Here is a 25,022-nt window from a genome sequence, read left to right as displayed (position 1 = left end):
TCCCTGAACCATAATGTTCGTACAGTTGTGTGTCAACTACCTGAACAACAAACGTGGAAATGACAAGAGTAAACTCATTTCTTGAACACAAAAAGAGCCCCTAAAGAGATTTGACATCAAGATAACTTAAATATATACCAACTCTCTTATTTTTTAATGATTCCTCATCATGAGTCAAATGATCAAAAACCTGAATTTGATTTGTTAGAATGCTACAATCATTATTTATAACCTCTAATACACCATTGTCAATTACAACTTTCTCCTTTATCTGGTTACTCATTTGAACAGTAATTATACTAGGCAATAAATAAATTAAATAAGGGGAATGGTAGGCTAAAATCATCAATTCCCCTTTAAGCCCGTTCACTGAAAGAGAAACTACTTCATCGAATGAAATTCGATTATCAGGAGAAAAAAATTGCACCTTAAAAGTGTTCATAATCTTTAATGTCCGGCTCCAACTTCAGCTTTTATTGATTCAGCCTTTTCTATTGCTTCACTTATACTTCCCACCATATAAAAAGCAGCTTCTGGCAGATGATCATATTTACCTTCAATAATTCCTTTAAAACTAGAAATAGTATCAGAAAGTGAAACAAATTTGCCAGACATGCCAGTAAACACCTCCGCAACATGAAAAGGTTGAGAAAGAAACTTCTGAATTTTACGAGCTCTATCAACAATAATTTTATCTTCATCAGATAGTTCATCCATACCAAGTATTGCGATAATATCTTGCAGCGACTTATAAGTTTGCAATATACGTTTCACCTCAGAAGCCACATTATAATGTTCTTCACCAATGATTTCAGCAGATAAAGACTGAGAAGTTGAGTCAAGTGGATCAACAGCAGGGTATATACCCATTTCAGCTATCTGCCTTGACAACACTGTGGTTGCATCAAGATGAGAGAATGTCGTTGCTGGAGCTGGATCGGTCAAATCGTCTGCAGGAACATATATAGCCTGTACAGAAGTAATAGAACCAGCAGTAGTTGAGGCTATTCTCTCTTGCATAGCGCCCATATCAGTCGCAAGAGTTGGCTGATAACCAACAGCCGACGGTATTCTTCCAAGCAAAGCAGAAATTTCAGAGCCAGCTTGAGTAAAACGGAAGATATTATCTACAAAAAATAGAACATCTTGATTTTCATGATCACGAAAATACTCCGCCATAGTTAGTGCTGTTAAAGCAACCCTAGCTCTTGCTCCAGGAGGTTCATTCATTTGACCATAAACCAAAACGGCTTGAGATTTTTCGTGCTCATTTATATCTATTACATTCGAAGTAATCATCTCGTTATAAAGATCATTACCTTCACGCGTTCTCTCTCCTACTCCGGCAAACACAGAAAATCCTTTATGAGCTTTTGCTATGTTGTTAATCAGCTCCATTATCAGAACTGTTTTACCAACACCAGCTCCACCAAATAAGCCAATTTTTCCTCCTTTAAGATAAGGAGCAAGAAGATCTATAACCTTTATTCCTGTAACTAAAACTTCTTCCTGTATCTTCTGCTCGGTAAAACTTGGAGGTGATCTATGTATAGGTTCTAAATTATACTTTCCTTTTAAAGGACCACACTCATCTATAAGCTCTCCTACAACATTAAAAATCCTTCCTAAAGTTGAGCGTCCAACCGGAACTGATATTGGTGCACCTGTATCAACAAACTCATCACCTCTTGACATACCATCTGTGCTATCCATAGCAATGCAACGAACTATATTGTCACCTATATGTTGTGAAACCTCTAAAACTAGCTCCTTGCCCTTACATTTTAGTTTGCTTTTTAAAGCATTAAATATCTTAGGTAACTCGCCTTCAAATTTTAAATCAACAACTGCTTGAGTTATTTTAACTACTTTACCTGTACTCATCTCTTTCATCACCTAACACTACAATTCTATAAAAGAACTTCTAAAGAAAATAAATCTTATATTATTAACAGAAACTTTGCAATATTAAAACACTTACTAGTTACGTTTCATTATAAACAATGCAAATGCATTCAATAGCCAAGTAATAACAAACAGCACCAAACTAAGCGCATAAGCAGCAAGAGTTTGCACACTATTGAAATCCTGATCTCCGGTAAGTAATGTAGCAATTTGTACAGTGATAGTAGTAACTGAATTGAGAGGATTAAAGGTCAAATTTGCATTGATTCCCACAGCCATTAGTACAATCATTGTTTCACCTATCACCCTTGAAATTGATAATAAAACTGCACTTAAAATTGTAGGAATTGCATAAGGTATTGTTATATGCCATATAGTTTCCGCTGGTGTTGCGCCAAGCGCCATAAAACCATAACGTAAACTTTTTGGAACAGATCTTATAGCATCTTCAAGCAAAGAAATAATAAAAGGAAGAATCATTATTCCAATCGATAAACCAGCAATCAAAGCACTTTCTGAGTGTATACTTAGATTAAAAAAATTCGCTACCTGCTTTATAAAAAAAGACAAAAATACAACTGAGAAGTATCCATATACAACAGTAGGAATAGCAGACAAAACCTGTAAGGCTGTATTAATAACATAACGCACTTTTTCACTCGCATACTCACTAATATATATTGCAGAAAATAAACCAAGCGGCACCGCAACTAACATTGCTACAATAGTTATAAGTAATGTCCCCACTAAAAGTGGCGCTATACCAAAACACCCCACCTCTCCTTCACCAATAATAGCTACATTATGCTTCCATTTTAAGCAAAATAAGAATTCTGAAATAGCGACTTTGTTAAAAAAAGAAATGGACTGAATAAAAATAGATAGCATTATAAATAAAGTGATAAAAAGTGATATGGTTAAAGCCATAAATAACAAAAATTTTACCATCTTATTTCTTTTATCTTTAAAGATAAAAATCAGCATAAAAAAAAGTAACGCTATAGAAATAGAAATTATAAAATAACCACCATAGAGTGCTAACAAACAAGCTAACATCCAAATACAACTCAAATATATATAAGACTTAACTTTACTTACTGCTTGAAACCTACTCAAACAAAATAAAAGGATTAGTAAAACAGGTACGCCTATAATTAAATTCATTTTTCCATATATCAAATTTTATTCAATAAGAATGCTATAGAAGTTGACCATTATTTGACAATAGAGCAAAATAATTTAAAATAAATAGTCATATTAATATAAAAACAATGAAAAGAACATTACAAGCAAAAAATTTGATAAGAAAGCGTAGACACGGATTTCGTTCACGTATGTCAACAAAAGCTGGAAGAAAAATCCTTAATAGGCGCCGTTCATTAGGGTGTAACAAATTATGCGCATAGTAAGTATAAAAAAAAAGAGTTTTCCTTTGCCTTTAAAAATAGATTAGCACCTGACAGTCTTTTTTATCGAGGGGTATATATATCACTATATGCTATAAAAGAAAGAGAACCTGAAAAGTATATTCATGTTATTAGAGTAGGTCTGGCTATCAGTAAAAAAGTCGGAAAAGCAGCAAAAAGAAATAAAATAAAAAGGCAATTACGAATGCTAGCTAAAGTTAGCATTTCTAATATAAGTAATGTAGGATGCTATTACATAATACTAACCCATAAAAACATTATGCAAGCAGGCTATAAAAATTTACAAAAAGACCTCAATATTTGCTTAAAGAAAGATAAAATAAGAAGAAATTTTCACTAAAGTATTTACAGCTATATTTTTTATGATAAGATAAGTAAAGTTTTTAAAAATAAATTAATAGATGTGGGTGCTTGATGGTAGAGAGTATAAGAAAACAAGATAAAAAGCTCGATACAAATAATGCTAAGGAGAGTTTTTATAAATATAGAGAGTCTAGCTATCGCACACAATGGGGAATGGCATTTGAACAAAGCCTATATTTAGAACAAAATAAGGATAATCCTAGAGGGAAATTGCTAAATTTGAATATAGAAGCAACTTATTACAATAAGAGAATAGTTTGATAAAAGTAAAAGTACCCGTTCAGGGGAGTGGTTCAAGAAACGATAGGCAGGGAATTGTACAGTTCTCTTTGTTTTCATGTTAAGTATAATGAAATTATCCTTTCAAGTTCCTCGCTCTGATTACGTAAAATATGAGCTTTTACAGTAAGCGATATAATGCCTAATTTGCTGTTCAGTATGGTAGTGGAATACTTTCTGATTTACTTAAAAATTTCACATCATTCTTTCGGATTTTAAAATATTTTTCGCAACTTGAGAAGCTCCAGTTGCTTCAGATAGGTAGCTTTAAGTAATACCTTATACGTTTTGCAACTTTCTTACACTTCTGTTAAAACATCTCTTTCACTTTTTAATAAAGCTTTTTTTTAGCACAAATAATTCAGTGAATGCGTTTTTTAAGTAACAGCCCAGAATTTTAACTTCAATAGTTCAACTATGTTTCAAAGTACCTTGCTAAGGGTATCCAATAAATTTACCTTTTTTATCAGCAAAATAATTGTACGCTGCATATCTGTCAGCGACTATTACGATTGCAACATACACTGTCTTTTAAAATCTTCTTTCCCTTTAAAACTTTCAGTATTGCTTGAGCACTAACCAAGCTTATTTTAATGATTTATTAAATACTGCTATCTCTCCTCCTCGTTTGCAAATAGGTAACAAATTCTACTTTTATTTTAAAGTTTTCGCAGAGTTGTAAAAGATCAGTTATATTACCTCACAGCTACTCTATGTTTACCTTGTTTCATCGCTCTACTGAACAGATATAAATAAAAAGAAATTTTTATAAACTTGGCAACGACCTACTTTCCCTTTTTAAGTATCATCGGCGCTAAAAAGTTTCACTTCCGAGTTCGAAATGAGATCGGGTGGTTCATTTTTGCTATAGCCACCAAGTCAACAAAAATTTCTGACTTAACAAATTTTAATTTAATATTTAACACTGCATATGCACATATAGAAAGCAAATAAATCAATCAGGCTATTAGTACCAGTTAGCTTCACATGTTACCATGCTTCTACACCTAGCCTATCAACGTGGTAGTCTCCCACGGCCTTAATTGGGAAATCTTTTTGAAGAGGGTTTCTTGCTTATATGCTTTCAGCAATTATCCCATCTATACATAGCTACCCAGCGATGCTATTGGCATAACAGCTGGTACACCAGAGGTATATCCATCTCGGTCCTCTCGTACTAGAGTCAGATCTTCTCAAATTTCCTTCACCCACGGCAGATAGAAACCGAACTGTCTCACGACGTTCTAAACCCAACTCACGTATCACTTTAATCGGCGAACAGCCGAACCCTTGGGACCTTCTCCAGCCCCAGGATGTGATGAGTCGACATCGAGGTGCCAAACGGTGTCGTCGATATGAACTCTCGAACACCATCAGCCTGTTATCCCCGGCGTACCTTTTATCCGTTGAGCGATAACCCTTCCATACAGAATTACCGGATCACTATGACCGACTTTCGTCTCTGCTTGGCTTGTCAGCCTCGCAGTCAGGCAAGCTTATGCCATTGTACTATCAAGCTGATTTCCGACCAGCTCTAGCTTACCTTCGCACGCCTCCGTTACTTTTTAGGAGGCGACCGCCCCAGTCAAACTACCCACCATACAATGTCCTAGTTTCAGATAATGAAACATAGTTAGATATTAAAAATGTAAAAGGTGGTATCTCAAGGTCGACTCCATTACAGCTAGCGCCATAACTTCAAAGTCTCCCACCTATCCTGCACATCACATTTTTAATAGCAATGTAAAGTTATAGTAAAGGTGCACGGGGTCTCTTCGTCTAACCGCGGGTACCCCGCATCTGCACGGGGAATTCAATTTCGCTGAAATGATGTTGGAGACAGTGGAGAAATCGTTACGCCATTCGTGCGGGTCGGAACTTACCCGACAAGGAATTTCGCTACCTTAGGACCGTCAGTGTTACGGCCGCCGTTTACTGGGGCTTCAATTCAGAGCTTGCACTCTTCCTATTAACCTTCCAGCACCGGGCAGGCGTCAGACCCTATACTTCCACTTACGTGTTTGCAGAGTCCTGTGTTTTTAGTAAACAGTCGCTACTCCCTATTTTGTGCCACCTACTCATAGTTGCCTAAAAGCAGGTTACCCTTCTTCCGAAGTTACAGGTATAATTTGCCGAGTTCCTTCAACATCATTCTTTCAACACCTTAGTATACTCTACTCATCCACCAGTGTCGGTTTACGGTACGGCCTCATAAATATAAGTGCTATTTCCTGGAGCTTCTTTTAAGCATAGATCAATCCAATAAGACCTATACAAATACAAAACCCGTCACACTTAAGAGGTTTAGGAATATTAACCTAATTGCCATCGACTACTCCTTTACGGACTCGCCTTAGGAACCGACTAACCCTACGTAGATTAACTTAACGTAGGAACCCTTAGATTTTTGGTGAGAGTGTTTTTCACACTCTTTTACGCTACTTATGTCAGCATTCTCACTTCCGATATCTCCAGCAGTTTTCACAAACCACCTTCACAGACTTACGGAACGCTCCGCTACCGCGCCTACTAATCGAAATCAATAAGCACCCACATCTTCGGTATACAGCTTTAGCCCCGGTACATTTTCGGCGCAGAAAAACTTATTTAGACAAGTGAGCTGTTACGCTTTCTTTAAAGGATGGCTGCTTCCAAGCCAACCTCCTAGCTGTAATGGTTTTTCTACTTCCTTTCCCACTTAGCTGTAATTTTGGGACCTTAGATAGTGATCTGGGCTGTTTCCCTTTCCACCACGGACTTAGCACCCATAGTGTGTCTGCTGTATAATTAATTATTGGTATTCGGAGTTTGGTTAGATTTGGTAAGATGATGAATCCCCCTAGTCTATCCAGTGCTCTACCCCCAACAACATAAATACAACGCTCTACCTAAATAGATTTCGCGGAGAACCAGCTATTTCCAAGTTTGATTGGCCTTTCACCCCTAATCACAACTCATCCAATAATGTTGCAACATTAACTGGTTCGATCCTTCAGTATGTTTTACCATACCTTCAATCTGGTCATGACTAGATCACTTGGTTTCGGGTCTAATCCATAAAACTAAACGCCCTATTCAGACTTGCTTTCGCTACGCCTACACCTAACGGCTTAAGCTTGCTTCATAGATTAACTCGCTGACCCATTATGCAAAAGGTACGCTGTCACTCTAAATATCAATAAATTGATATAGAGCTCCAACTGTTTGTAAGCACTTGATTTCAGATTCTATTTCACTCCCCTCCCGGGGTTCTTTTCACCTTTCCCTCACGGTACTTGTTCACTATCGGTCGTTAAGGAGTATTTAGGCTTGGAGGATGGTCCCCCCATATTCAAACAGGATTTCACGTGCCCCGCTCTACTCAAGGATTTAAAAACTTTCTATTTATACAGGACTATCACCTTCTATGGTTACCATTTCCAGAGTATTCTAATTCTTATTTTTAAATCACTAGCCTTTTCCGCTTTCGCTCGTCACTACTAACAGAATCTCGGTTGATTTCTTTTCCTTTGGCTACTTAGATATTTCAGTTCACCAAGTTTGCTTTATATACTTAGTATATAATAACTAGCTAAGCTAGTTGGGTTTCCCCATTCGGAAATCTGCGGATCAAAATTTGTTGACAATTTCCCACAGCTTATCGCAGCCTGCCACGTCCTTCATCGCCTCTTAACGCCAAGGCATCCATCAAGTGCTCTTAATAATTTATTTATCTGACTATATGTAGAATATGCAGAGTTAAATATTAACTTACAATTGAATTGAGATTAAATAATCTCTACCATAAAACTTTTCAAACATCTAAAAACTAATCTTTTATATGTTACAATCTGATAAATCATATGTCAACGCCTTTTTATACAAAACATTTACCTATTATTATCAACAATCTTAAACAGTAAAATCTGAGAAATATTCTATAAATTGATATGTACAGAAAAATTAATGAAAAAGATATTTTGTAAGATAAAATGTGTTAAAATTAGTTACCTAAAAATGACAATGAACATTTGGAGTATTTCTAATGTATGAAAAGTAATCTATCTCTTATAAAAAACTTTGCTTTAAATTTTATATCTAAGCTTACTGGCTTATTAAACATTAAAAAAGTAAAAAATTTCATTATGGATAAATACAATACTCTCCATAAAGAAACTATAGTGCTTCTTGAAAAATCTAAAAACCTGTTAAATACCAACATTGAAATCGGGTTATATCACTTCTATAAAGGTAATATATCAGATGCAAAGTTAAGATTTTGGTTAATTAGCATATTCTACCCCAATTTACCTATAATCTGGTATAATATTGGAAGATGTCATTTTGCAGTAGGAAATACTAATAAAGCTTATAATTATTTAACAAAGACGTTAAAATTAGATAGTAGTCACAAAGAAGCTTCTTACTACTTAAAAAAAATAACAAACACATCAGATATCGTAGAATTGCCTAAAAATCTCATAAAGCAATATTTTGATTACACAGGTGAATATTTTGTTGAGCATTGGCTAATTGCCAAACAATACAGAGGGCATGAACTCATACACATGATAATTACAAAAGTCTTTAACAACTCCACTTCTGAACTGAATATACTCGACCTTGGTTGCGGTACTGGAATATGTGGTCACTTCCTAAAAATAAGTAATATTAGAAGTCGCATAACAGGAGTTGACATCTCAAATAGAATGCTCAATATTGCAAGAGGATGCCTTATAAAAGGTAAACCTGTTTACGATGAGTTAATACATACAGAAATGAAAGAATTTCTTAAACAAGAGAAGAATCAGCAATATGATGTAATTATCTTTGCTGAAGTGCTACACTATCTACATGATTTTCTAGCAGAATTGGAACTAGCAAAAGGATTGACAAACAAAAAAGGGATTATTGTATGTTTAGTAAGAAGAAAGGAAAGTAAAGGTATTGACTTTGTAAACAAAGGAGATTATTTTCGTCACTCAGAAGATTATATTCAGCATGTTGCAAAAGAAACAAATATGCAAATAAGTCAAATGAGTTACTGTAAAATATATGGCAGCCAAGTTGATGGTATCTTGTTTGCATTACAGTATCCACAAAAAAATTTAACAACTTAATCGAGAAATCGCTCAAATAAATTTCTATATTATCATAAAAGGAGCCTTATGAATTACATTACTATTAATTACGCAAAAGATAGTAAATTAACCGATTTTGGAAAAGCAGTTCTATTGGATAGGTATTTAATAGAAAATGAAAGTTATCAAGATCTCTTTATACGTATTGCTAATTACTATTCTGATGATAGAAAACATGCACAACGTCTTTATGATTACATGAGCAACTTGTGGTTCATGCCTTCAACACCAATACTTAGTAACGGCGGTACCAAAAGAGGATTGCCTATTTCCTGCTTTCTTAATGAAACTGAAGATAGCTTGAAGGGAATAGTTGATCTATGGAATGAAAATGTTTGGCTCGCTGCACGTGGTGGTGGAATAGGTAGTTATTGGGGAAATTTACGTTCAATTGGTGAAAGTGTCAAAGGTAGCGGTAAAACATCAGGAATTGTGCCATTTATCGTAGTACAAAACGCTCTGACGCTTGCAATCAGCCAAGGATCCTTAAGAAGAGGAAGCTCAGCAGTTTATCTTCCTGTATGGCATCCAGAAATAGAAGAGTTTCTAGATTTACGTAAGCCAACTGGTGGTGACCCAAATCGCAAAGCATTAAATATACATCATGCTGTAATAGTAACAGATAAGTTTATGCAAGCTGTTGAAGATGATCAAGAATGGGATTTAATAAGCCCTCATAACAATAAAGTTATTTCAACAGTAAAAGCACGGGATATATGGATTAAAATACTAACAGCAAGAGTTGAAACTGGAGAACCTTACATTATTTTCCTTGATGCAACAAATAACAATAAGCCAGAATCTTACAAAAAACTCAACTTAGACATCAAAATGTCAAACCTATGCAGTGAAATAACTTTAACTACAGGTTACGATCACCTGAAAAAGTCACGCACTGCTGTATGTTGTTTATCATCCGTAAATCTTGAATACTACGAAGAATGGAAAGATAATGAGCTTTTCATAGAAGATATAATGCGTTTTCTTGATAATGTATTAGAGGATTTCATAAACCAAGCACCAAATGAAATACAGCGAGCAAAATATTCCGCAATAAGAGAGCGTAGTATCGGTCTTGGCGTGATGGGTTTTCATTCATTTTTACAAAGTAAAATGGTTCCTTTTGAATCAGTAACAGCCCAACAATGGAATAAAAAAGTATTTAAGCATTTGCGCGAGCAAGCGGATGTAGTTTCTAAAAAATTAGCAGAAGAAAAAGGGCCATGTCTTGACGCTAAAGAAATCGATCTAATGGAAAGGTTTACACATAAGCTCGCTATTGCTCCAACTGCCTCAATTTCGATTATCGCAGGCAACACTTCTCCTGGAATAGAGCCATATGCAGCAAACGTATTTATACAGAAGACACTGACAGGTTCATTTGTAGTACGAAATAAATTCTTGCAAAAACTACTAGCAGAAAAAAATCAAGACAATGATGAAACATGGTCCTCAATTTCAACAAATGAGGGTTCTGTTCAGCATTTAGATTTTCTTAGCAAGCATGAAAAACTGACATTTAAAACAGCATACGAACTTGATCAACAATGGATCATAGAACATGCAAGCGATAGAACTCCTTATATTTGTCAATCTCAATCAGTAAATCTGTTCTTACCTGCCAATGTGCATAAACGTTACTTACATAAAATACATATGCTTGCTTGGAAAAAAGGATTAAAAAGCTTGTATTACTGCAGATCACAATCAATGCAGAGAGCTGACAAGGTCTCACATGACATATTCAAAAAAAGTGAAATATTGCAACAAAAAACAGATATTAATTATGATGAATGTCTATCATGCCAGTAGACTGTACATAACTTACTGTCACAAAAATACAATTGTACAAAAGTTATGTTTTCATAGATGCTACATAGAAATCCAGATGAATTTCTAAAGTCTATTCCAAGAGATAAACGTATAATGTGCCTTGATATGGGAGAAAAACAAATAGGCATAGCATTTAGTGATAAAACACAGCTTATAGCTACAGCTCATAGTATATATTATAGAAGAAATATGAGCAAAGATTTAGGTTATCTAAATAGAGTGCTTAAAGAAAATGAAGCTGGATCAATGGTAATAGGACTACCATTCAAAATAGATGACCAAGAGACTGAATGGTGTAAAGCAATAATCCAGTTTGCAAATAAAATAATAAAAAAATGTAAAGTACACATATACCTACAAGACGAAAGTCTATCAACATCTCTTGCAACTCACGCACTAAAAATTACTGGAATATCAATCACAAAATCAAAAAAAATAGATGATAAAATTGCTGCATGTATTATTCTGCAACGAACGTTAGATAAGATAAATACCATCAAATAGTTTTTTTAACTGAATTCATGTAAAACTATTCAATAAAACAAGAATTTCTCGTATAAGCATGACAAATTGCTGTAGCAAGAGCATCAGCAGTATGGTGACATTTTATATTTGAGCTTTTAACTATTTGCTTTACCATAAATATAATCTGACCCTTATCAGCATGACCATTTCCAGTAATGCTCTTTTTTATATAGTTTGCATCATATTCATTCATGGGTAAATCCGTCATTTGTAATACTAAAATTGCAATCGCTCTTGCATATCCTAAAGTTAGCGAAGATTTTGGGTTCTTATTAACAAAAATTTTCTCTACTGCAGCTTCATTTGGAGAGTATAGAGAAATTACTTTCTTTAATTCTTCAAAAATTATATGTAAACGCTCACCTGTACCCAACTTACTATCAGTTGATATGGCACCACCACCCAAAAATTCAATACTATTTTTTTCTTCCAGATTGATAATTGCCCAACCAGTTTTGCTTATTCCTGGATCTAGACCTATTATCTTAATCACTTAATAAATGCTGAGCCAATAAACAAACAAAAATAAAAATATCCAAACTACATCAACGAAGTGCCAATACCAAGAAGCAAACTCAAAACATAAATGATCTTGAGGTGTAATCTGATTTTTTCGAGCTCTAAATAAACATACTGACAAGAATATTATCCCTATTATAACATGTACACAATGAAAACCAGTAATCATGTAAAAGTTGGATGTATAGATAAGTTTCTCTCCCGCTTCTTGTAGAGAAAAACTTGCTTCATAATACTCAATTGCTTGCACTATTATAAAGAACATCCCAAGCAATATAGTTATAGACAGCATTTTAATCATGCTCTTTTGATCATTTTCAAGTAAAAAATGATGTGCTGAAGTAATCGTTGTACCAGAAAGTAATAATATTAATGTATTCATGAATGGTAATGACCACGGATCCGGTGGTAAAATCCCTTCAGGGGGCCATTCAACTTTTTTTGTAGGAGAAAACGCTTCAAATAAAAAAACCGGATCAAGCCAGGCTTTAAAGAATGAACAAAAGAACGCTATAAAAAACACAACTTCCGAGAGGATAAATAAGTACATTGCAAGCTTGAGTCCATGTTTTACAATGGCAGTATGGCATTTATCATAAATTGCTTCTCTTATTACATCTCTCCACCAATAAAACAGCACCCCTGATACCGCAGAGATTCCCAAAACTAAACCAAATATTCCAGAAATTTGTTTATGGAGTGTACCAACTAATCCAAGTGCAAGAACAAGAATTGCTGCTGATATAGCAATTGGCCAGGGACTTGGATCTACTAAATGAAAATCATGTTCTTTACTTTTCATATCATCTTCAAAAATACGTACCAAGCATACAAATTAGCTTAAAATTGTCAATATTTCTTAAAATCTTGATCAAATTTTGAAAAATTATATGCGCTATTCCAAAAGCCTAACTCAAATTGTGCAGTTATTTTAAATAATTCTAGCATTCTGGTTCTTTCACTTTCTCCTACTTTGTTACAATATTCGTCAACAATATCTTCCAAAGCAACACATCCAGATTCCATCAAGCTACTGCCAAAAAAATCAAGCCAATCCTTATACCTATTATTTTTTTTAATTTTATTTCTCATATTATCAACAACAATTTTATATATGAAATGGCAAGAGTAAAGAACTGTTACAGCTTCATAAACATCGCTATATGAAGTAGACAAAAGAAAGTTAGTAAAATTGAAACACTCAAGCGACTTTTCTCCACGATTTATGGAGTATACAGTAAAGTAGTGGTCGTATAACACTCTCATAATCTCTATTCCTCCTTTAGCCACCCCAATCAATGGAACAATGTTATTACAACTCTCCATTTTTGATGCAATCATTAAAACAGTACGAACATAATCAGCTAAAAAGAATGCATCTTGTTGTATATAAAATTTGAAGTTTTCTATGTTTAAAGTATTATTTGCTAATTCAACATTAAAAGGATGCTCAATAATATCCTTTAAAAGATTTGACCCATAATAGCTCTTAATTATACCACTGAACATCACATAAACTAGAATATAATTTAGTGTTAATACTACAGACTATGCTAGAGAATACATCTCATCCCAAAACAATATTTCTAGCTCTAAACCTCTCTTAAAAAACTCATGCATCCTTCTTTTTTCACAATCGCCAGCTTTCTTATAAAATTTATTCATAACATTAGTAAACTCATCAATTGCAGCATTCATTGCTTTGCTATTGTAAATATTGATCCATCCTTCGTACTTGCTATTTTTAACCTCATCAGGTGTTACCTCACTCATCATATTATGTAGAATGATTTGGTATATGTTAAAGAAAGGGTAAGATGCTGATAAAGCTTCAGCAACAGAACTGTGATATGCAGCGCGCATGAAAAAGTCAGTAAAGGCAGAACAGGCTCTTGATTTTTTGTGATTATCAGATAAATCACAATCTCCAAAATGTTCTTTATATTGCCTCCGAACATCAAATGTTCCTCTTGCCACATTTATTAAGCTGCTCATTATTTCAATGTCATGAACTTTAGCTGCAATAATCAATAAAGCACGAGTACAGTCCACTAAATATAAAAAATCCTGCTGAAGATAAAATTTAAACTTTTCATAATCTAGCGTATTGTTCATCAATTCAACATTGAAAGGATGTTTTATTATTTTTTCAATAAGGCCAGATGACTCTCTTACAGCAATATCGTAAAATTCTTCTTTTGGTTTGTCGGACATCTTGTAAGCCTCATAAATATTAAAACTAGTATAGTTACTAAAAAGTTACTTACAATTTATAATAAGTTATTATATCAGTATCAAGCTAGAAATAAAAGAGTTTAATAGTTTAAAGAAATTCTCTCTTTTTTTCTTCTATATTAAATTCTTTACAAAAATCAGTAGATAAGTCCACACCTTCCCAAGAAAATCCACCATCACTTTCCGATTCTTTACCAAAATGCCCATAGCAGGCTGTACGTTTATATATAGGACGATTAAGTGATAAATGTCTTATTATGCCTTTAGTTGATAAATCTATGTTACCTTCAATAAACCCTTTAATCCTCTCTTCATCTATTGTATTCGTGCCAAATGTATCAATGTAAAATGAAGTAGGTTTTGAGACACCAATTGCATAAGAAAGCTGCACAAGACAACGTTCAGCTAAACCTGCAAAGACAATATTTTTAGCAAGGTATCTCGCCATATAAGCTGCGGATCTATCAACTTTTGTTGCATCTTTTCCAGAAAACGCTCCTCCACCGTGTGGAATATAGCCTCCATAAGTATCAACCATAATTTTTCGTCCGGTTAATCCACAATCACCAACTGGTCCACCAATAACAAATCTACCTGTTGGATTGACTAAGAGATTTTCTTTAGGGCACATCCACCCTTCAGGTAAAGATGAAGCTATGTAAGGATAAATTATTTCCTTCACTTTCGATTGACTCAGATCCTCAAGATGCTGTATTGAAACAACAATACTTTCAGCACGCACTGGAAGGTTATTCTCATACGCCAAAGTGATTTGCGATTTTGCATCCGGACCAAGCTTTACCCCTTTGACCATACTCATGATATTTCTCAGAATCGAGTGTGCATAAAAAATGGGTGCCGGCATGAGGCTTTCTGTCTCTATTGTTGCATAGCCATACATTATGCCCTGATCCCCAGCACCTTGATCCACACCTATTGCAATGTCATTTGATTGTTCATGTAGCAATATATTTACTTTCACTGTTTCCCAGTGGAAACCATCATGCTCATAACCAATACCTTTTATTGTATTCCGTACAATACTTTCAATCTTGCTATTTTCAATGTTCGGCCCAAATACTTCCCCAGCTATAATAACATTATCTTTAGTAACTAAAGTCTCTATTGCAGTACGAGAGGAAGAGTCATTAAAAAGGTATTCGTCAAGTATTGCATCTGAAATCTGGTCTGCTACTTTGTCTGGATGACCGGCTGCTACTGATTCACTGGTTACTGAATTCTTATGTAAAACCATCGTTTAGTTACACAATATCAAAACTATTGCAAATTTAAATGGTGGGTCTGGGAAGAGTTGAACCTCCGACCTCACGCTTATCAGGCGTGCGCTCTAACCACCTGAGCTACAGACCCGTATCTATTCAAGCCAAGGCTTGCATATCATCTGTAGGCACAACATCAATAAACGTCTTTTTATTTGCTGATTTTCTAAAACTCACCCAGCCTTTCGTTTTAGCAAAAATCGTATGATCTTTACCCATACCAACATTCTTTCCAGGATGAAATTTTGTACCTCTTTGACGTACAATTATGTTACCTGGAATAACCTCACCATTCTTCTTTATCCCGAGCCGACGCCCTGCCGAATCTCTACCATTACAGGAACTACCACCTGATTTTTTAGTTGCCATATCTTACCTCTTACTTTTGAAGACTAATTTCATTGATACGAAGAACAGTAATATACTGCCTATGACCATTTTTCCTACGGTAATTTTTTCTTCTCTTTTTCTTAAAGATTATAATTTTTTTATCTCTACACTGCTCCAGTACTTCAGCTTTAACAACAGCATTAGATGAACAAGATAAGCCATTACTTGAAACACAAATCACTTTATTGATTTCCACTTCCTCTTTTTCTTCAGCTTGTAATCTTTCTACTTTAATTATGCTGCCTTTTTTTACTAAATACTGCTTTCCACCAGTTTCGATTACTGCAAACATGACAAATATCAATTATTGTTATTAACACTAATCGTAAATGATGTTACACATACTGTCAATATAAATAAAAACATGAAATACTTCTACCTTTATCTGCTTTTCCTTGGAGAGTAGTCAAGTTTTAAAACTTGACTACTCTCAAATTCTCTTAGTATCATGAAAACTTTACGACGTTAATAAAAACTCAAGCTTTCACTAAAAACATTCAATCGGAGCTTATAAATTAAAACTCATTCCAAGTTCAAACCCATGAGAAAAATTACTGAACTTGTGAAGTTTATAGCCAGCGAAAACATTCGTTCTCTCAGAAAGTGGAAGATTAATACCAGCACCTATCTGGTAGGAAAAAACTTTTTTACGTCTAGCTGTTGACCTTGCTGTGCTGGTTGAGATACTTTAGCTCCACCTCCTACACCAAAAGTAACATAAGGAGTAATATCCGTACTTTCAAATTGATGATTATAATGAAGCTTTGCCATGAATCCTAACTCTGCCAAAGATCCTCCAAACAAAACAGATTTCAATACAGGACCAGCTGAAATTTTAATGCTATCTGTATAGTGATAGCCAAGATCAACATTAGCACCAACCCCACCTGAAAAGGAAGTGTAGATTCTATCTTTAATCCAATCAACTCCAAAAGACGGTGCTGACAAAGAACAGCAGATAACCAAAGTAAGTAATTTTTTCATTTTCACCCTCTAACCATGAATATACGCATATATATCCATAGAAAAGTTAAAAATCACATAACTTACATAATAAAATCGGAATCACTTTTTTAGCTACTTGCCTTTCTCTTGCAATTGCCAAACTTTTCTTTTTCACATTTTATTACCTACTGCAATCATCATTTTAGCCTATATAACTTGCTTTTATTTCAACAAAAATTCAAACCAGACTTCACTAAAAACATTCAATCAGATTTTACAAATTAAAACTCATTCCAAATTCAACCCCATGCGAAAGTTCATGGAACTTTTGCAGCTTGTAGCCAGCAAAAACACTTGTTCTCTCAGAAAGTGGAAGATTAATACCAGCACCTATTTGATAAGAAAAAAATTCTTCTACGTCTGGCCCTTGATTTTCTGAAAGAGGAATTTTAGCAACACCTCCCAGACCAAAAGTAACATAAGGAGTAATATCTGTATTTTCAAATTGATGATGATAGTGAAGCTTTGCCATAAGTCCCGCGTCTAAAATCCCTTCATTCATAACAAGTTTAACTGCAGGACCAAATGAAATTTTAATGCTATCTGTACAGTGATAGCCAAGATCATAATTAATACCAAGCATGCCATACGACGAAGAGGTGTAGGTTCTATCTTTAACCCAATCAACTCCAAAAGACGGTGCTGACAAAGAACAGCAAGCCAACAAAGTAAGTAACTTTTTCATTTTTATCCTCCAAAGATTAATATATGCATATACAAGCATATAAATATTAAAAATAGTATAAATTGCAAGTAAAAAATTGGAATTATTTTATTTTTTTTGTTATTTGCCTTTCTCTTGCAATTGCAAATTGGCATATCTTTCACTATCTGCTGCAATCATCATTTGAGTCTACATCACTTACTTTCGCTTCAATATAATTTCCCACTAGCCTTTACTAAAAATATTCAATCAGAGTTTACAAATTAAAGCTCATTCCTAGCTCAATTCCATGGAAAATTTTATGAAACCTTTGCAATTTGTAGCCAGCAAAAACACTTGTTCTTTCAGAAAGTGGAAGATTAATACCAGCACCTATTTGATAAGAAAAAAATTTATCATTGACTATAGTTTCGAAAACCTCTGCCAATAGGGTACTTATGTTTTCACCTACATTATCAGCTCTACTTACATTAGGTTTAGCCTTCATTGTACGAACTATAACAGCACCAACACCAGCAGTAATATAACGAGTCATATTCGTACCTTCAAATTTATGATGATAATGAAGCTTTGCCATAAGCCCTATAACTCCTCCAAATTCTTCATCAAGAGTAGGTTTGATTACAGAATTAATAATAGGTTTGATTACATAGCCAACTGAAATTTTAGTGCTATTTGTATAGTGAAAACCAACGTCATAATTAACACCAAGCCGGCTATATGACAAAGAAGTATAAATTCTATCTTTAATCCAATCAACTCCAAAAGACGGTACTGACAGGAAACAACAGACCACCAAAATCAGCAACTTTTTCATTTTTAACATGTATATTGATATACATGTATACTAATGCATATATTAAAAATAACATAATTCGCGTAATAAAAATTAGAGTTATTTTATTTTCTTAGTTATTTGCCTTTCTCTTGCAATTGCAAGACTTTTCTCTGGCACATCCTCTACTATAACGCTACCTGCTGCAACTAGAGAGTCATCATGAACATTAAGCGGTGCAATTAATGAACTATTGGCACCAATAAAACAATTGCTTCCAATATTTGTTTTATGTTTCTTTTTCCCATCATAATTACAAATAACGGTACCTGCACCTATGTTACTCCCCTGCCCTACCTGAGTATTTCCTATATAACTTAAGTGCTTTATCTTAGTATTTATACCTATATCACTTGCTTTTGTTTCAACAAAATTACCTATGATTGCACCATCACCTATTGTTGTATTTTCACATTTGGCAAATGGACCAACCCTAACACCAGATCCTATTTTTACTCCAGGACCAAAAAAAACGTATGGGTAAACAATCGAATCCATACCAATTTGCGTATCAAGAGAGAAGAAAACAGTTTCTGGAGCAACAAGTGTTACTCCAGAGTTAGTGAAAAACTTTCTTTTTTCTTCTTGAAAGTAAAACTCGGCCGTTGCAAGGTCATTCCTATTATTTATGCCAGTTGCCTCCTCCTCATCAGCAATAACATAGCCAACATTTAAATTACTCTTTACTGCAATGGCAACTATATCAGTCAGGTAATATTCGCGAGCTTGATTATTACACTCTATTTTCTCCACTAATTCATGTAAATCTTTTGTATATGCAACCATTATTCCAGCATTAGCAAGAAATTCCTCATCATTATTTCTACCATTTTGTACTTCTACTATTTCTCTTAGGGAACCGTTCTCAATAATTAGTCTACCGTATCCTTTATTATCAGTTTTAAACCCAAGACAAACTAAAGCATTGCTCTCTCCTAAGCAGCTTATCATTTTAGTTATTGTGCTGCTTTTTATCAGCGGAGTATCTCCATACTGCACAACAACTATGTCTGATAATTCTTTCAGGTTTCTCATTGCAATTTTGACTGCATCCCCTGTGCCGAGCGTTGACTCTTGTGTAATTAATTTTATATCCTCAAAGCACTTTAGTCTTTCAATTAAAGGCTGATCAACTACAACAGCAATATTTTCAGGATTTAGCTGCTTTGCATTGTAAATGACGTGCTCAAGCATGGAGAAATTACCTATTTTGTGCAGAACCTTAGGCAAGCTTGAATTCATTCGTTTACCATGCCCAGCAGCAAGTACAACAAATGTATAAGATTTATTTGTCACTTATCTTAAAGACGAAAAATGAAAACCATAATGGTTGAGCCAATTGATTTTGTTGTCGTAAAAACTCCTTAGATCACCAATTTGATATTTCAGCATCGCAAGCCTTTCTATGCCAATTCCAAATGCAAAGCCACTGTATTTAGTATGGTCTATTCCAACATTTTTAAAGACATTTGGATGCACCATACCACATCCAAGTACTTCAATCCATTTACTATCTTTATAGCTTATGTCCACTTCCGCAGAAGGTTCAGTAAAAGGGAAAAAACTATTACGAAAGCGTATTCTTAGACCCTTATCTCCGAAAAATTTACTAAGGAAGCAATGAATAGTAAATTTTAATTGGCCCATATTGACATTTTCATTAACATAAAGTCCTTCTATCTGATGAAACATAGGAGTGTGAGTTGCATCAAAGTCATTTCTGTATACCCTGCCTGCAGCCACTATTTTAATTGGAAAAGTTTTTGTCTTTTCCATGGTTCTAATCTGCACAGATGAGGTATGAGTGCGCAGCACCATTCTTTTATCATTTATTTTATTCCTTAAATAGAAGGTATCTTGCTCCTCTCGTGCAGGGTGGTGACTTGGAGTATTTAATGCATCAAATACGTGAAATTCATCTTCAATATCAGGACCATCAACTGCTTTAAAGCCCATATGCGCAAAAATGAGCTTCACTTCACTTATAACTTTACTGAGTGGATGAATCTTGCCAATTCTTTCTGGTCTGACAGGCAGTGTGATATCAACTGCTTCATTTTGCAGTTTTAACTTAACTTCTTTATCTTTCAGTTCATTTTCTTTGCTTGTTATAAGCTGGTCTATCTTATTGCGTAAAACATTAATCACTGCACCTAGGTCGCGTTTCTCTCCTGCATCATCTATATTCTTTAAGTCATCGAAATAAGCTTTTACTACACCCTTTCTCCCCAAGTATGACAACCTAACTTTTTCTAAATCCTGCAAAGAAGCAGCATTTTCAATCTCAGAAATTACCTTATCTTCAAGTAAAGGTATTTCACTTATTAGCTCTTTGTTCACCTTAAAAACGCCAGCTTAAATTTTTATTATAGTGAAATCTTTAATATCATCAATAAAACTATTTGAATAAAAAGGAGTATAGCAACCATACAGGTTCTCTAATTGCGTACAAGTCAACAATAATTTTCACATAGATCAAAATAGCATATTTCCTCCATAATCCTTGATATAAATTAAAAATAGCATGCTTCCATGGTTCTCTCCGCGGTCTGATATGGCTAGTTTAATTTTAGCCAAGCCGCACTATACTTGTTAGGGCGGAAGTGGATGGCAACATGTTGTTTACGAAGTCTACGCTTCAACCATAGCTCTTGCTTATCCCTTCCATCGGCATTACTATCTTTACTTTCAATAAAATTATTGTCCTATACTCCTTTAGTGTTTATTGATAATAAAATTCTGTTTTATCAACCAACATTCTATGCATAATTACAGCTAGTTTTCTTGCTAATGCAACTACTGCTTTCTTTACACCCTTCTTTTTTGCAAGCTTTATTCCCCAGCTTTTTAATTTGAATTTTTTCTTGCTAACTGTCAGTATTGTATGCGCAGCTTCATACAACATATTTCTACATTCTACCGGTCCCATCTTTGATATGCTACCATGACGATTAACTTCTCCAGAAGCGTACTGTCTTGGCGTCAATCCCATATAGGCTCCGACTGTATCAGATGTTTCAAACCTATGTGGATTATCAATTGTAGCCTTATACGTCATTGCTACTATAATACCAACTCCTGGTACAGTAGTTAATAATTTGCAATCTTCGTCTTTCTTGCCTTTCTCTGATAATATTTTATCAAGCTTTTTTATTGATTCTTCTATTATTTCCAAACTACAAACTAATGCTTCAATTGAATCCTTACTGACTTTATCTAGATCTTTTATTGCTTCTTGCACTTTTAAAGAAAAGATTACAATCTTTGACTTCTTGCCAAGCTTTATTCCGTATATCTTCAATAGCCCTCTTATTGTTCCCATAATTTGCTCTCTGCAATACATTAACTGCCTTCTACTTCCGAGCGCTACCTTAACTTGACAAGACACTCATCTGATTTTACTAATACCTCTTTATACAGCCCAGCTCTCATCATTTGTGCTATACCCCTTGCATCATTTTTATCGTTTTTATTGATTCTCGCAGACAATGCTGCTGCCATATGCCTCGCATCTACACAAATTACTGGTAATCCAAAGCTCCTTAACTCTTTGCACATCGATATTGACAATTGCCCACTTTCTATTCCTATTGCTTCATACTCTTTACTTTGACTGAGCAAATACTCAGCTATTGCCTTGCTTTCGCTCACAACAACTTCTTCTTTTACAATTTTTCCTTTCTCATCAATGATACTTACAAAAGTTTCTTTGAGTGAGACATCTAATCCGCTATAATATTTCATAAGACTACTCCTACTGTAAAGGTTTAAATTATTTTTGAAGAACAGATTCATTGAACTTGTTACTTCGTGCTAAAATAATGGAGTATGTCTCTCCATCATTCAATCGCAATTACAGTATGTTGTTTATTTGAATATCTTCATAGGTTACACTTTTAAATTGGAAAATTGTGAGCTTAAAGATTACATAAGTACGTTGAAAGATATATTTGAATGTGAAGAATTTGAACATCAGTTCTTAGAAAACTTGTTATGTAAGGTTATAAAAAGCAGTGAAGAATATGATAAAATAATAGAGTCTTATTTACACCCAAGCTGGTCACTTTCACGGTTAAATCTTATAAGCTTATCTATTTTGCGTATTGCAGTATGTGAGTTAATTGATTTTGATACACCAGCACCAATTGTTATTAATGAATATACTAACATTGCAGCAGTTTCTACAATAAGTTTAAGTAACCTAACACTAAAAAATGAAGGGCAGACTTATTTAGTCTACCCCTTTTATACTTAGTTGGATAATGATCTTTCGTTCTTTTGTTGTTCAGCTTCTGGTGATTTAACAATTGAGCTTGGCGTAAGTTCAATGGTTAGTTCTTTAGCATCATTTTCTTCAGAGCCTAAACTTAACGTTTTGAGCTGTTGGTCACTTCCATCTATTAATTTAAACTCACCTTCATCATTTTTTACTGCTAGTGAATTTATTTTTAAGCAGCTATTATTGTCAGATATACCTGACTCATCTTTAGCAGTTATGTAGTAACTCTTATCGTTGAAGGGAAAATCTATACGATACTCATCGGGGATAACAATGCCATCTTGATTCTTATTTTGGTTGTTTTCTTTGAGAAACTCAAGAGCTTCATCTGTTACTTTCAACTGCAGACATCCTGCACTATCAACAACAATCTTCCCATCCATTTTTTCTTTCACTGTTGTACTACGGTTCTTATACCAATTCCCGTTACACGGGAAACAGATAGACAATAATGGAAGAAAAGCCATAATGAAATAAGTGAAATAGTTTAGGTATAAATGGCACTCAGATCAAAATTATTGGATGAAGAAGTAGTAAAATCAGCAAAAGAGATGCTGAAGAAAGTAAGGAATAATGCATATGTTTCAAAAAAACTAAACGCTGTAATTGCAGCAAAAAAGTACAGTATAACGTCTGTAGCAAAAATATATTGCATTTCAAGAAAGGCACTAACTTCGTGGATAAAACTCTTGAAATTTGGCAGAGAAGAAAAACTGTTTGCTCCTCGATCACGCCGAAGAAAAACTAAATTAAATCAGGCTCAACTACAGCAAATTGAAGCATGGATAGAAGAAAACCCTAATATTACCATTAAAGAAATGAGAATAAGAATACAGGAAAAGTTCGACTTAAATATTAGCAAATCTACAGTACACCGCCATATGCAAAAGATGAAATTTTCATATATTACACCAAGACCAGTACACAACGTACAAGATAAAAGTAAACAAGAGGAATTCAAAAAAAAATCTCAATGAAGTTATTGGAAAGTATCCTGAAAAAGAGCTATTTTTCTTTGATGAATCAAGGTTTGGCACACATTCGAAAGTTGGGCATGGATGGTTTAAAAAAGGTACTAGAACTCGGGTTAAAATAAAGTTAGGTAGGCATAATTTTTATCTCTACAGTGCAGTTAATCCTAAAAATGGAGAGAGTTTTAGCTTATTTGCACCAAATGTTAACACTGATTGCATGAATATATTTCTTGAGCAAATGTTGCAATATCTAGGGACAAGAGAAGCTGTTCTTGTTATGGACTGTGCTAGTTGGCATAAGTCAAAAAATTTAAAGGTACCTAAAAACATTGAGATTATATACCTACCTCCATATTCACCTGAACTTAATCCTGTTGAGAGGCTTTGGTTATATATAAAACAGAACATTTTGCGCAATAAAATATACAGTACTATTGCTTTGCTTGAGAGCACTTTATGCAAATTTCTTACCTCTCTTGCTACTTCTACAATTAAACAACTCTGCTCTGTTTCCTATTTGACTCCACAACAATGAGAATTGGTATTAGATGTTTCAAATGCGGTAACGATAGCACCAAATGCTAAAGTCAGTAGTAAAGAGCAAACAAGTATTGAGATAAATATCCCAGGAAATGTAGCAAAAAACGCTCCAAGTGAAGCTAAAGCTGCAGGCGCTAAAAATGGTAATGAGAATATTAATACTGCGCTTCCAATGGCACACAGAGAAGCAAGTAATATAACTGCCGTGTCTGTTGTTTTACGATCTTTTTTAAAAGTTAACATAATTACTCCTGAAAATAAATTAATAATATATTAATATTATATATGAAAAAGTTAGTATAGTCAACTTATAGACAATAAATTATCTACGACTTGAGACAAAGCCCCCTTCACCGCGGTCGATTTCTTCATAAATACGTTTTGTAAAGGAGTAATCGAAAGCTTAAATGCAGTTGTTATGCAATACCTCTTGGTACAACAGCAGATAGACCTACTGCGAAACATGATGGAAGTAGATAAAAGTTGGCGCATAAAAAGGTTTGATATTATACTACGTGCTACTAAATTGCTTTAGTTATAGCATCAAGAAATTTACTAAATAGAAAAAAGGTAAAAGCTTTTGATCTGTCATTTAGGTACTCCTTTCCCTGTCATCCAAGTAGCCCTCTTTCTTGCCATTCAAGTAGCCCCTGTGGTGTCATCCCAGTTGCATAACACTGGGATCCAGAACAGGTAATAAGAAGCACTGAAATGACATCTCTATAGGACTCCTAACTAATCCAAAATATTAAGAAATTTACCAAGCAAAAAAAAGGCAAAAGAATCCCCCAGTAGTGAGTTTTAACCCTATAATAATGTAAATCGGCATTGTAATAATGTGCTAACGCT

General features: G+C 34.3%; 25 protein-coding genes, 1 tRNA gene, 2 rRNA genes and 3 pseudogenes. 9 read left to right on the top strand and 22 right to left on the bottom strand.

What is annotated here, in order from left to right; all coding sequences use genetic code 11:
- Positions 1–100: 100 nt before the first annotated feature.
- From OOK99_RS01475 to pstC, 3 genes are all read right to left on the bottom strand, one after another.
- Positions 101–442 carry a F0F1 ATP synthase subunit epsilon gene (locus tag OOK99_RS01475; protein WP_264336926.1) on the bottom strand — a complete coding sequence of 114 codons (342 nt, stop codon included), beginning with the start codon at positions 440–442 and terminating at the stop codon, positions 101–103.
- Positions 443–447: 5 nt separating this feature from the next.
- A complete protein-coding gene (atpD, locus tag OOK99_RS01470; protein WP_211908760.1) occupies positions 448–1,884 on the bottom strand; it encodes a F0F1 ATP synthase subunit beta in 1,437 nt (478 codons plus the stop codon).
- Positions 1,885–1,980: 96 nt separating this feature from the next.
- A complete protein-coding gene (pstC, locus tag OOK99_RS01465) occupies positions 1,981–3,069 on the bottom strand; it encodes a phosphate ABC transporter permease subunit PstC (RefSeq protein WP_264336925.1) in 1,089 nt (362 codons plus the stop codon).
- A gap of 107 nt (positions 3,070–3,176) precedes the next feature.
- Between pstC and rpmH the strand changes: the two genes are divergently transcribed.
- From rpmH to OOK99_RS01450, 3 genes and pseudogenes are all read left to right on the top strand, one after another.
- Positions 3,177–3,311 (top strand): 50S ribosomal protein L34, encoded by a 135-nt coding sequence (gene rpmH, locus OOK99_RS01460; RefSeq protein WP_264336924.1) that lies wholly within the window; start codon positions 3,177–3,179, stop codon positions 3,309–3,311.
- Between the two features lie 70 nt (positions 3,312–3,381).
- Positions 3,382–3,672 (top strand): annotated as a pseudogene (rnpA, locus tag OOK99_RS01455) (ribonuclease P protein component); the annotation flags it as partial.
- 74 nt (positions 3,673–3,746) lie between these two features.
- On the top strand, positions 3,747–3,956 hold the full coding sequence (locus tag OOK99_RS01450) for a hypothetical protein (protein WP_143689147.1): 210 nt from the start codon (positions 3,747–3,749) through the stop codon (positions 3,954–3,956).
- Positions 3,957–4,030: 74 nt separating this feature from the next.
- Here the strand turns inward: OOK99_RS01450 and OOK99_RS07035 are convergent.
- The 3 genes and pseudogenes from OOK99_RS07035 to OOK99_RS01440 form a co-directional block, all read right to left on the bottom strand.
- Positions 4,031–4,524 (bottom strand): annotated as a pseudogene (locus tag OOK99_RS07035) (IS66 family transposase); the annotation flags it as partial.
- Positions 4,525–4,746: 222 nt separating this feature from the next.
- A 5S ribosomal RNA gene (gene rrf / locus OOK99_RS01445) occupies positions 4,747–4,853 on the bottom strand.
- 67 nt (positions 4,854–4,920) lie between these two features.
- Positions 4,921–7,685: ribosomal RNA gene (locus tag OOK99_RS01440) — 23S ribosomal RNA — on the bottom strand.
- Positions 7,686–8,002: 317 nt separating this feature from the next.
- Here OOK99_RS01440 and OOK99_RS01435 point away from each other — a divergent pair.
- The 3 genes from OOK99_RS01435 to ruvX are packed head-to-tail and all read left to right on the top strand — an operon-like array spanning position 8,003 to position 11,431.
- Positions 8,003–9,073, top strand: coding sequence for a methyltransferase domain-containing protein (locus OOK99_RS01435; RefSeq protein ID WP_264719967.1), 1,071 nt, complete (start codon positions 8,003–8,005; stop codon positions 9,071–9,073).
- Between the two features lie 48 nt (positions 9,074–9,121).
- On the top strand, positions 9,122–10,906 hold the full coding sequence (locus OOK99_RS01430; RefSeq protein ID WP_226079223.1) for a ribonucleoside-diphosphate reductase subunit alpha: 1,785 nt from the start codon (positions 9,122–9,124) through the stop codon (positions 10,904–10,906).
- 57 nt (positions 10,907–10,963) lie between these two features.
- Positions 10,964–11,431, top strand: coding sequence for a Holliday junction resolvase RuvX (ruvX, locus tag OOK99_RS01425; RefSeq protein ID WP_143689150.1), 468 nt, complete (start codon positions 10,964–10,966; stop codon positions 11,429–11,431).
- A 25-nt stretch (positions 11,432–11,456) separates the two neighbouring features.
- On the opposite strand, the gene ruvC is transcribed toward ruvX, so the two are convergent.
- From ruvC to OOK99_RS01350, 15 genes and pseudogenes are all read right to left on the bottom strand, one after another.
- Positions 11,457–11,945 (bottom strand): crossover junction endodeoxyribonuclease RuvC, encoded by a 489-nt coding sequence (gene ruvC, locus OOK99_RS01420; protein ID WP_264719966.1) that lies wholly within the window; start codon positions 11,943–11,945, stop codon positions 11,457–11,459.
- The gene (locus OOK99_RS01415) at positions 11,946–12,773 is read right to left on the bottom strand and encodes a cytochrome c oxidase subunit 3 (RefSeq protein WP_019236912.1); all 828 of its coding nucleotides are present in this window, start codon (positions 12,771–12,773) and stop codon (positions 11,946–11,948) included.
- Positions 12,774–12,820: 47 nt separating this feature from the next.
- Positions 12,821–13,480: a TenA family protein gene (locus tag OOK99_RS01410; protein WP_264719965.1), complete on the bottom strand. Its 660-nt coding sequence runs from the start codon at positions 13,478–13,480 to the stop codon at positions 12,821–12,823.
- Positions 13,481–13,519: 39 nt separating this feature from the next.
- The gene (locus tag OOK99_RS01405; protein ID WP_264719964.1) at positions 13,520–14,185 is read right to left on the bottom strand and encodes a TenA family protein; all 666 of its coding nucleotides are present in this window, start codon (positions 14,183–14,185) and stop codon (positions 13,520–13,522) included.
- Positions 14,186–14,294: 109 nt separating this feature from the next.
- A complete protein-coding gene (gene metK / locus OOK99_RS01400; RefSeq protein WP_264719963.1) occupies positions 14,295–15,461 on the bottom strand; it encodes a methionine adenosyltransferase in 1,167 nt (388 codons plus the stop codon).
- Between the two features lie 39 nt (positions 15,462–15,500).
- Positions 15,501–15,577 (bottom strand) — tRNA-Ile (locus OOK99_RS01395).
- 8 nt (positions 15,578–15,585) lie between these two features.
- Positions 15,586–15,855, bottom strand: a complete 270-nt coding sequence (gene rpmA / locus OOK99_RS01390) for a 50S ribosomal protein L27 (protein ID WP_006012184.1) — start codon at positions 15,853–15,855, stop codon at positions 15,586–15,588.
- A 10-nt stretch (positions 15,856–15,865) separates the two neighbouring features.
- Positions 15,866–16,168: a 50S ribosomal protein L21 gene (gene rplU, locus OOK99_RS01385; protein ID WP_015588327.1), complete on the bottom strand. Its 303-nt coding sequence runs from the start codon at positions 16,166–16,168 to the stop codon at positions 15,866–15,868.
- A 216-nt stretch (positions 16,169–16,384) separates the two neighbouring features.
- Positions 16,385–16,860: pseudogene (locus OOK99_RS01380) on the bottom strand (outer membrane protein).
- Between the two features lie 235 nt (positions 16,861–17,095).
- Positions 17,096–17,566: a P44/Msp2 family outer membrane protein gene (locus OOK99_RS01375; protein WP_264719960.1), complete on the bottom strand. Its 471-nt coding sequence runs from the start codon at positions 17,564–17,566 to the stop codon at positions 17,096–17,098.
- Positions 17,567–17,801: 235 nt separating this feature from the next.
- Positions 17,802–18,362: a hypothetical protein gene (locus tag OOK99_RS01370; protein ID WP_264720216.1), complete on the bottom strand. Its 561-nt coding sequence runs from the start codon at positions 18,360–18,362 to the stop codon at positions 17,802–17,804.
- 78 nt (positions 18,363–18,440) lie between these two features.
- The gene (locus OOK99_RS01365; protein ID WP_264719958.1) at positions 18,441–19,676 is read right to left on the bottom strand and encodes an NTP transferase domain-containing protein; all 1,236 of its coding nucleotides are present in this window, start codon (positions 19,674–19,676) and stop codon (positions 18,441–18,443) included.
- Entirely contained in the window at positions 19,677–20,720 is a 1,044-nt protein-coding gene (gene pheS, locus OOK99_RS01360; RefSeq protein ID WP_264719957.1) for a phenylalanine--tRNA ligase subunit alpha, read from the bottom strand.
- A 382-nt stretch (positions 20,721–21,102) separates the two neighbouring features.
- The gene (locus OOK99_RS01355) at positions 21,103–21,768 is read right to left on the bottom strand and encodes an IS110 family RNA-guided transposase (protein WP_264719956.1); all 666 of its coding nucleotides are present in this window, start codon (positions 21,766–21,768) and stop codon (positions 21,103–21,105) included.
- On the bottom strand, positions 21,747–22,124 hold the full coding sequence (locus tag OOK99_RS01350) for an IS110 family transposase (protein ID WP_264719639.1): 378 nt from the start codon (positions 22,122–22,124) through the stop codon (positions 21,747–21,749). Before OOK99_RS01350 ends, OOK99_RS01355 begins: the two co-directional genes overlap by 22 nt.
- 193 nt (positions 22,125–22,317) lie before the next feature.
- Here OOK99_RS01350 and OOK99_RS01345 point away from each other — a divergent pair, with 193 nt between their 5' ends.
- Positions 22,318–22,635, top strand: a complete 318-nt coding sequence (locus OOK99_RS01345; RefSeq protein WP_264719955.1) for a transcription antitermination factor NusB — start codon at positions 22,318–22,320, stop codon at positions 22,633–22,635.
- Here OOK99_RS01345 and OOK99_RS01340 read toward each other — a convergent pair.
- Positions 22,632–23,126, bottom strand: a complete 495-nt coding sequence (locus tag OOK99_RS01340; protein ID WP_264719954.1) for a hypothetical protein — start codon at positions 23,124–23,126, stop codon at positions 22,632–22,634. The genes OOK99_RS01345 and OOK99_RS01340 overlap by 4 nt on opposite strands.
- A 30-nt stretch (positions 23,127–23,156) precedes the next feature.
- Between OOK99_RS01340 and OOK99_RS01335 the strand changes: the two genes are divergently transcribed.
- Both OOK99_RS01335 and OOK99_RS01330 read left to right on the top strand, forming a co-directional pair.
- Positions 23,157–24,168 (top strand): IS630 family transposase gene (locus tag OOK99_RS01335; RefSeq protein WP_264719384.1). Its coding sequence is split into 2 segments (ribosomal slippage): positions 23,157–23,618 and positions 23,620–24,168, totalling 1,011 coding nucleotides; the frame shifts between segments, so codons are not numbered across the junction.
- A 3-nt stretch (positions 24,169–24,171) separates the two neighbouring features.
- On the top strand, positions 24,172–24,450 hold the full coding sequence (locus tag OOK99_RS01330) for a hypothetical protein (RefSeq protein WP_264719953.1): 279 nt from the start codon (positions 24,172–24,174) through the stop codon (positions 24,448–24,450).
- Positions 24,451–25,022: the final 572 nt, after the last annotated feature.

It is taken from the genome of Wolbachia endosymbiont (group B) of Eucosma cana (assembly GCF_947250645.1).
Taxonomy (GTDB): Bacteria; Pseudomonadota; Alphaproteobacteria; order Rickettsiales; family Anaplasmataceae; genus Wolbachia.
The sequence above is the reverse complement of the archived record's forward strand: the minus strand, read 5'-3'. Positions and strand labels throughout refer to the sequence as shown.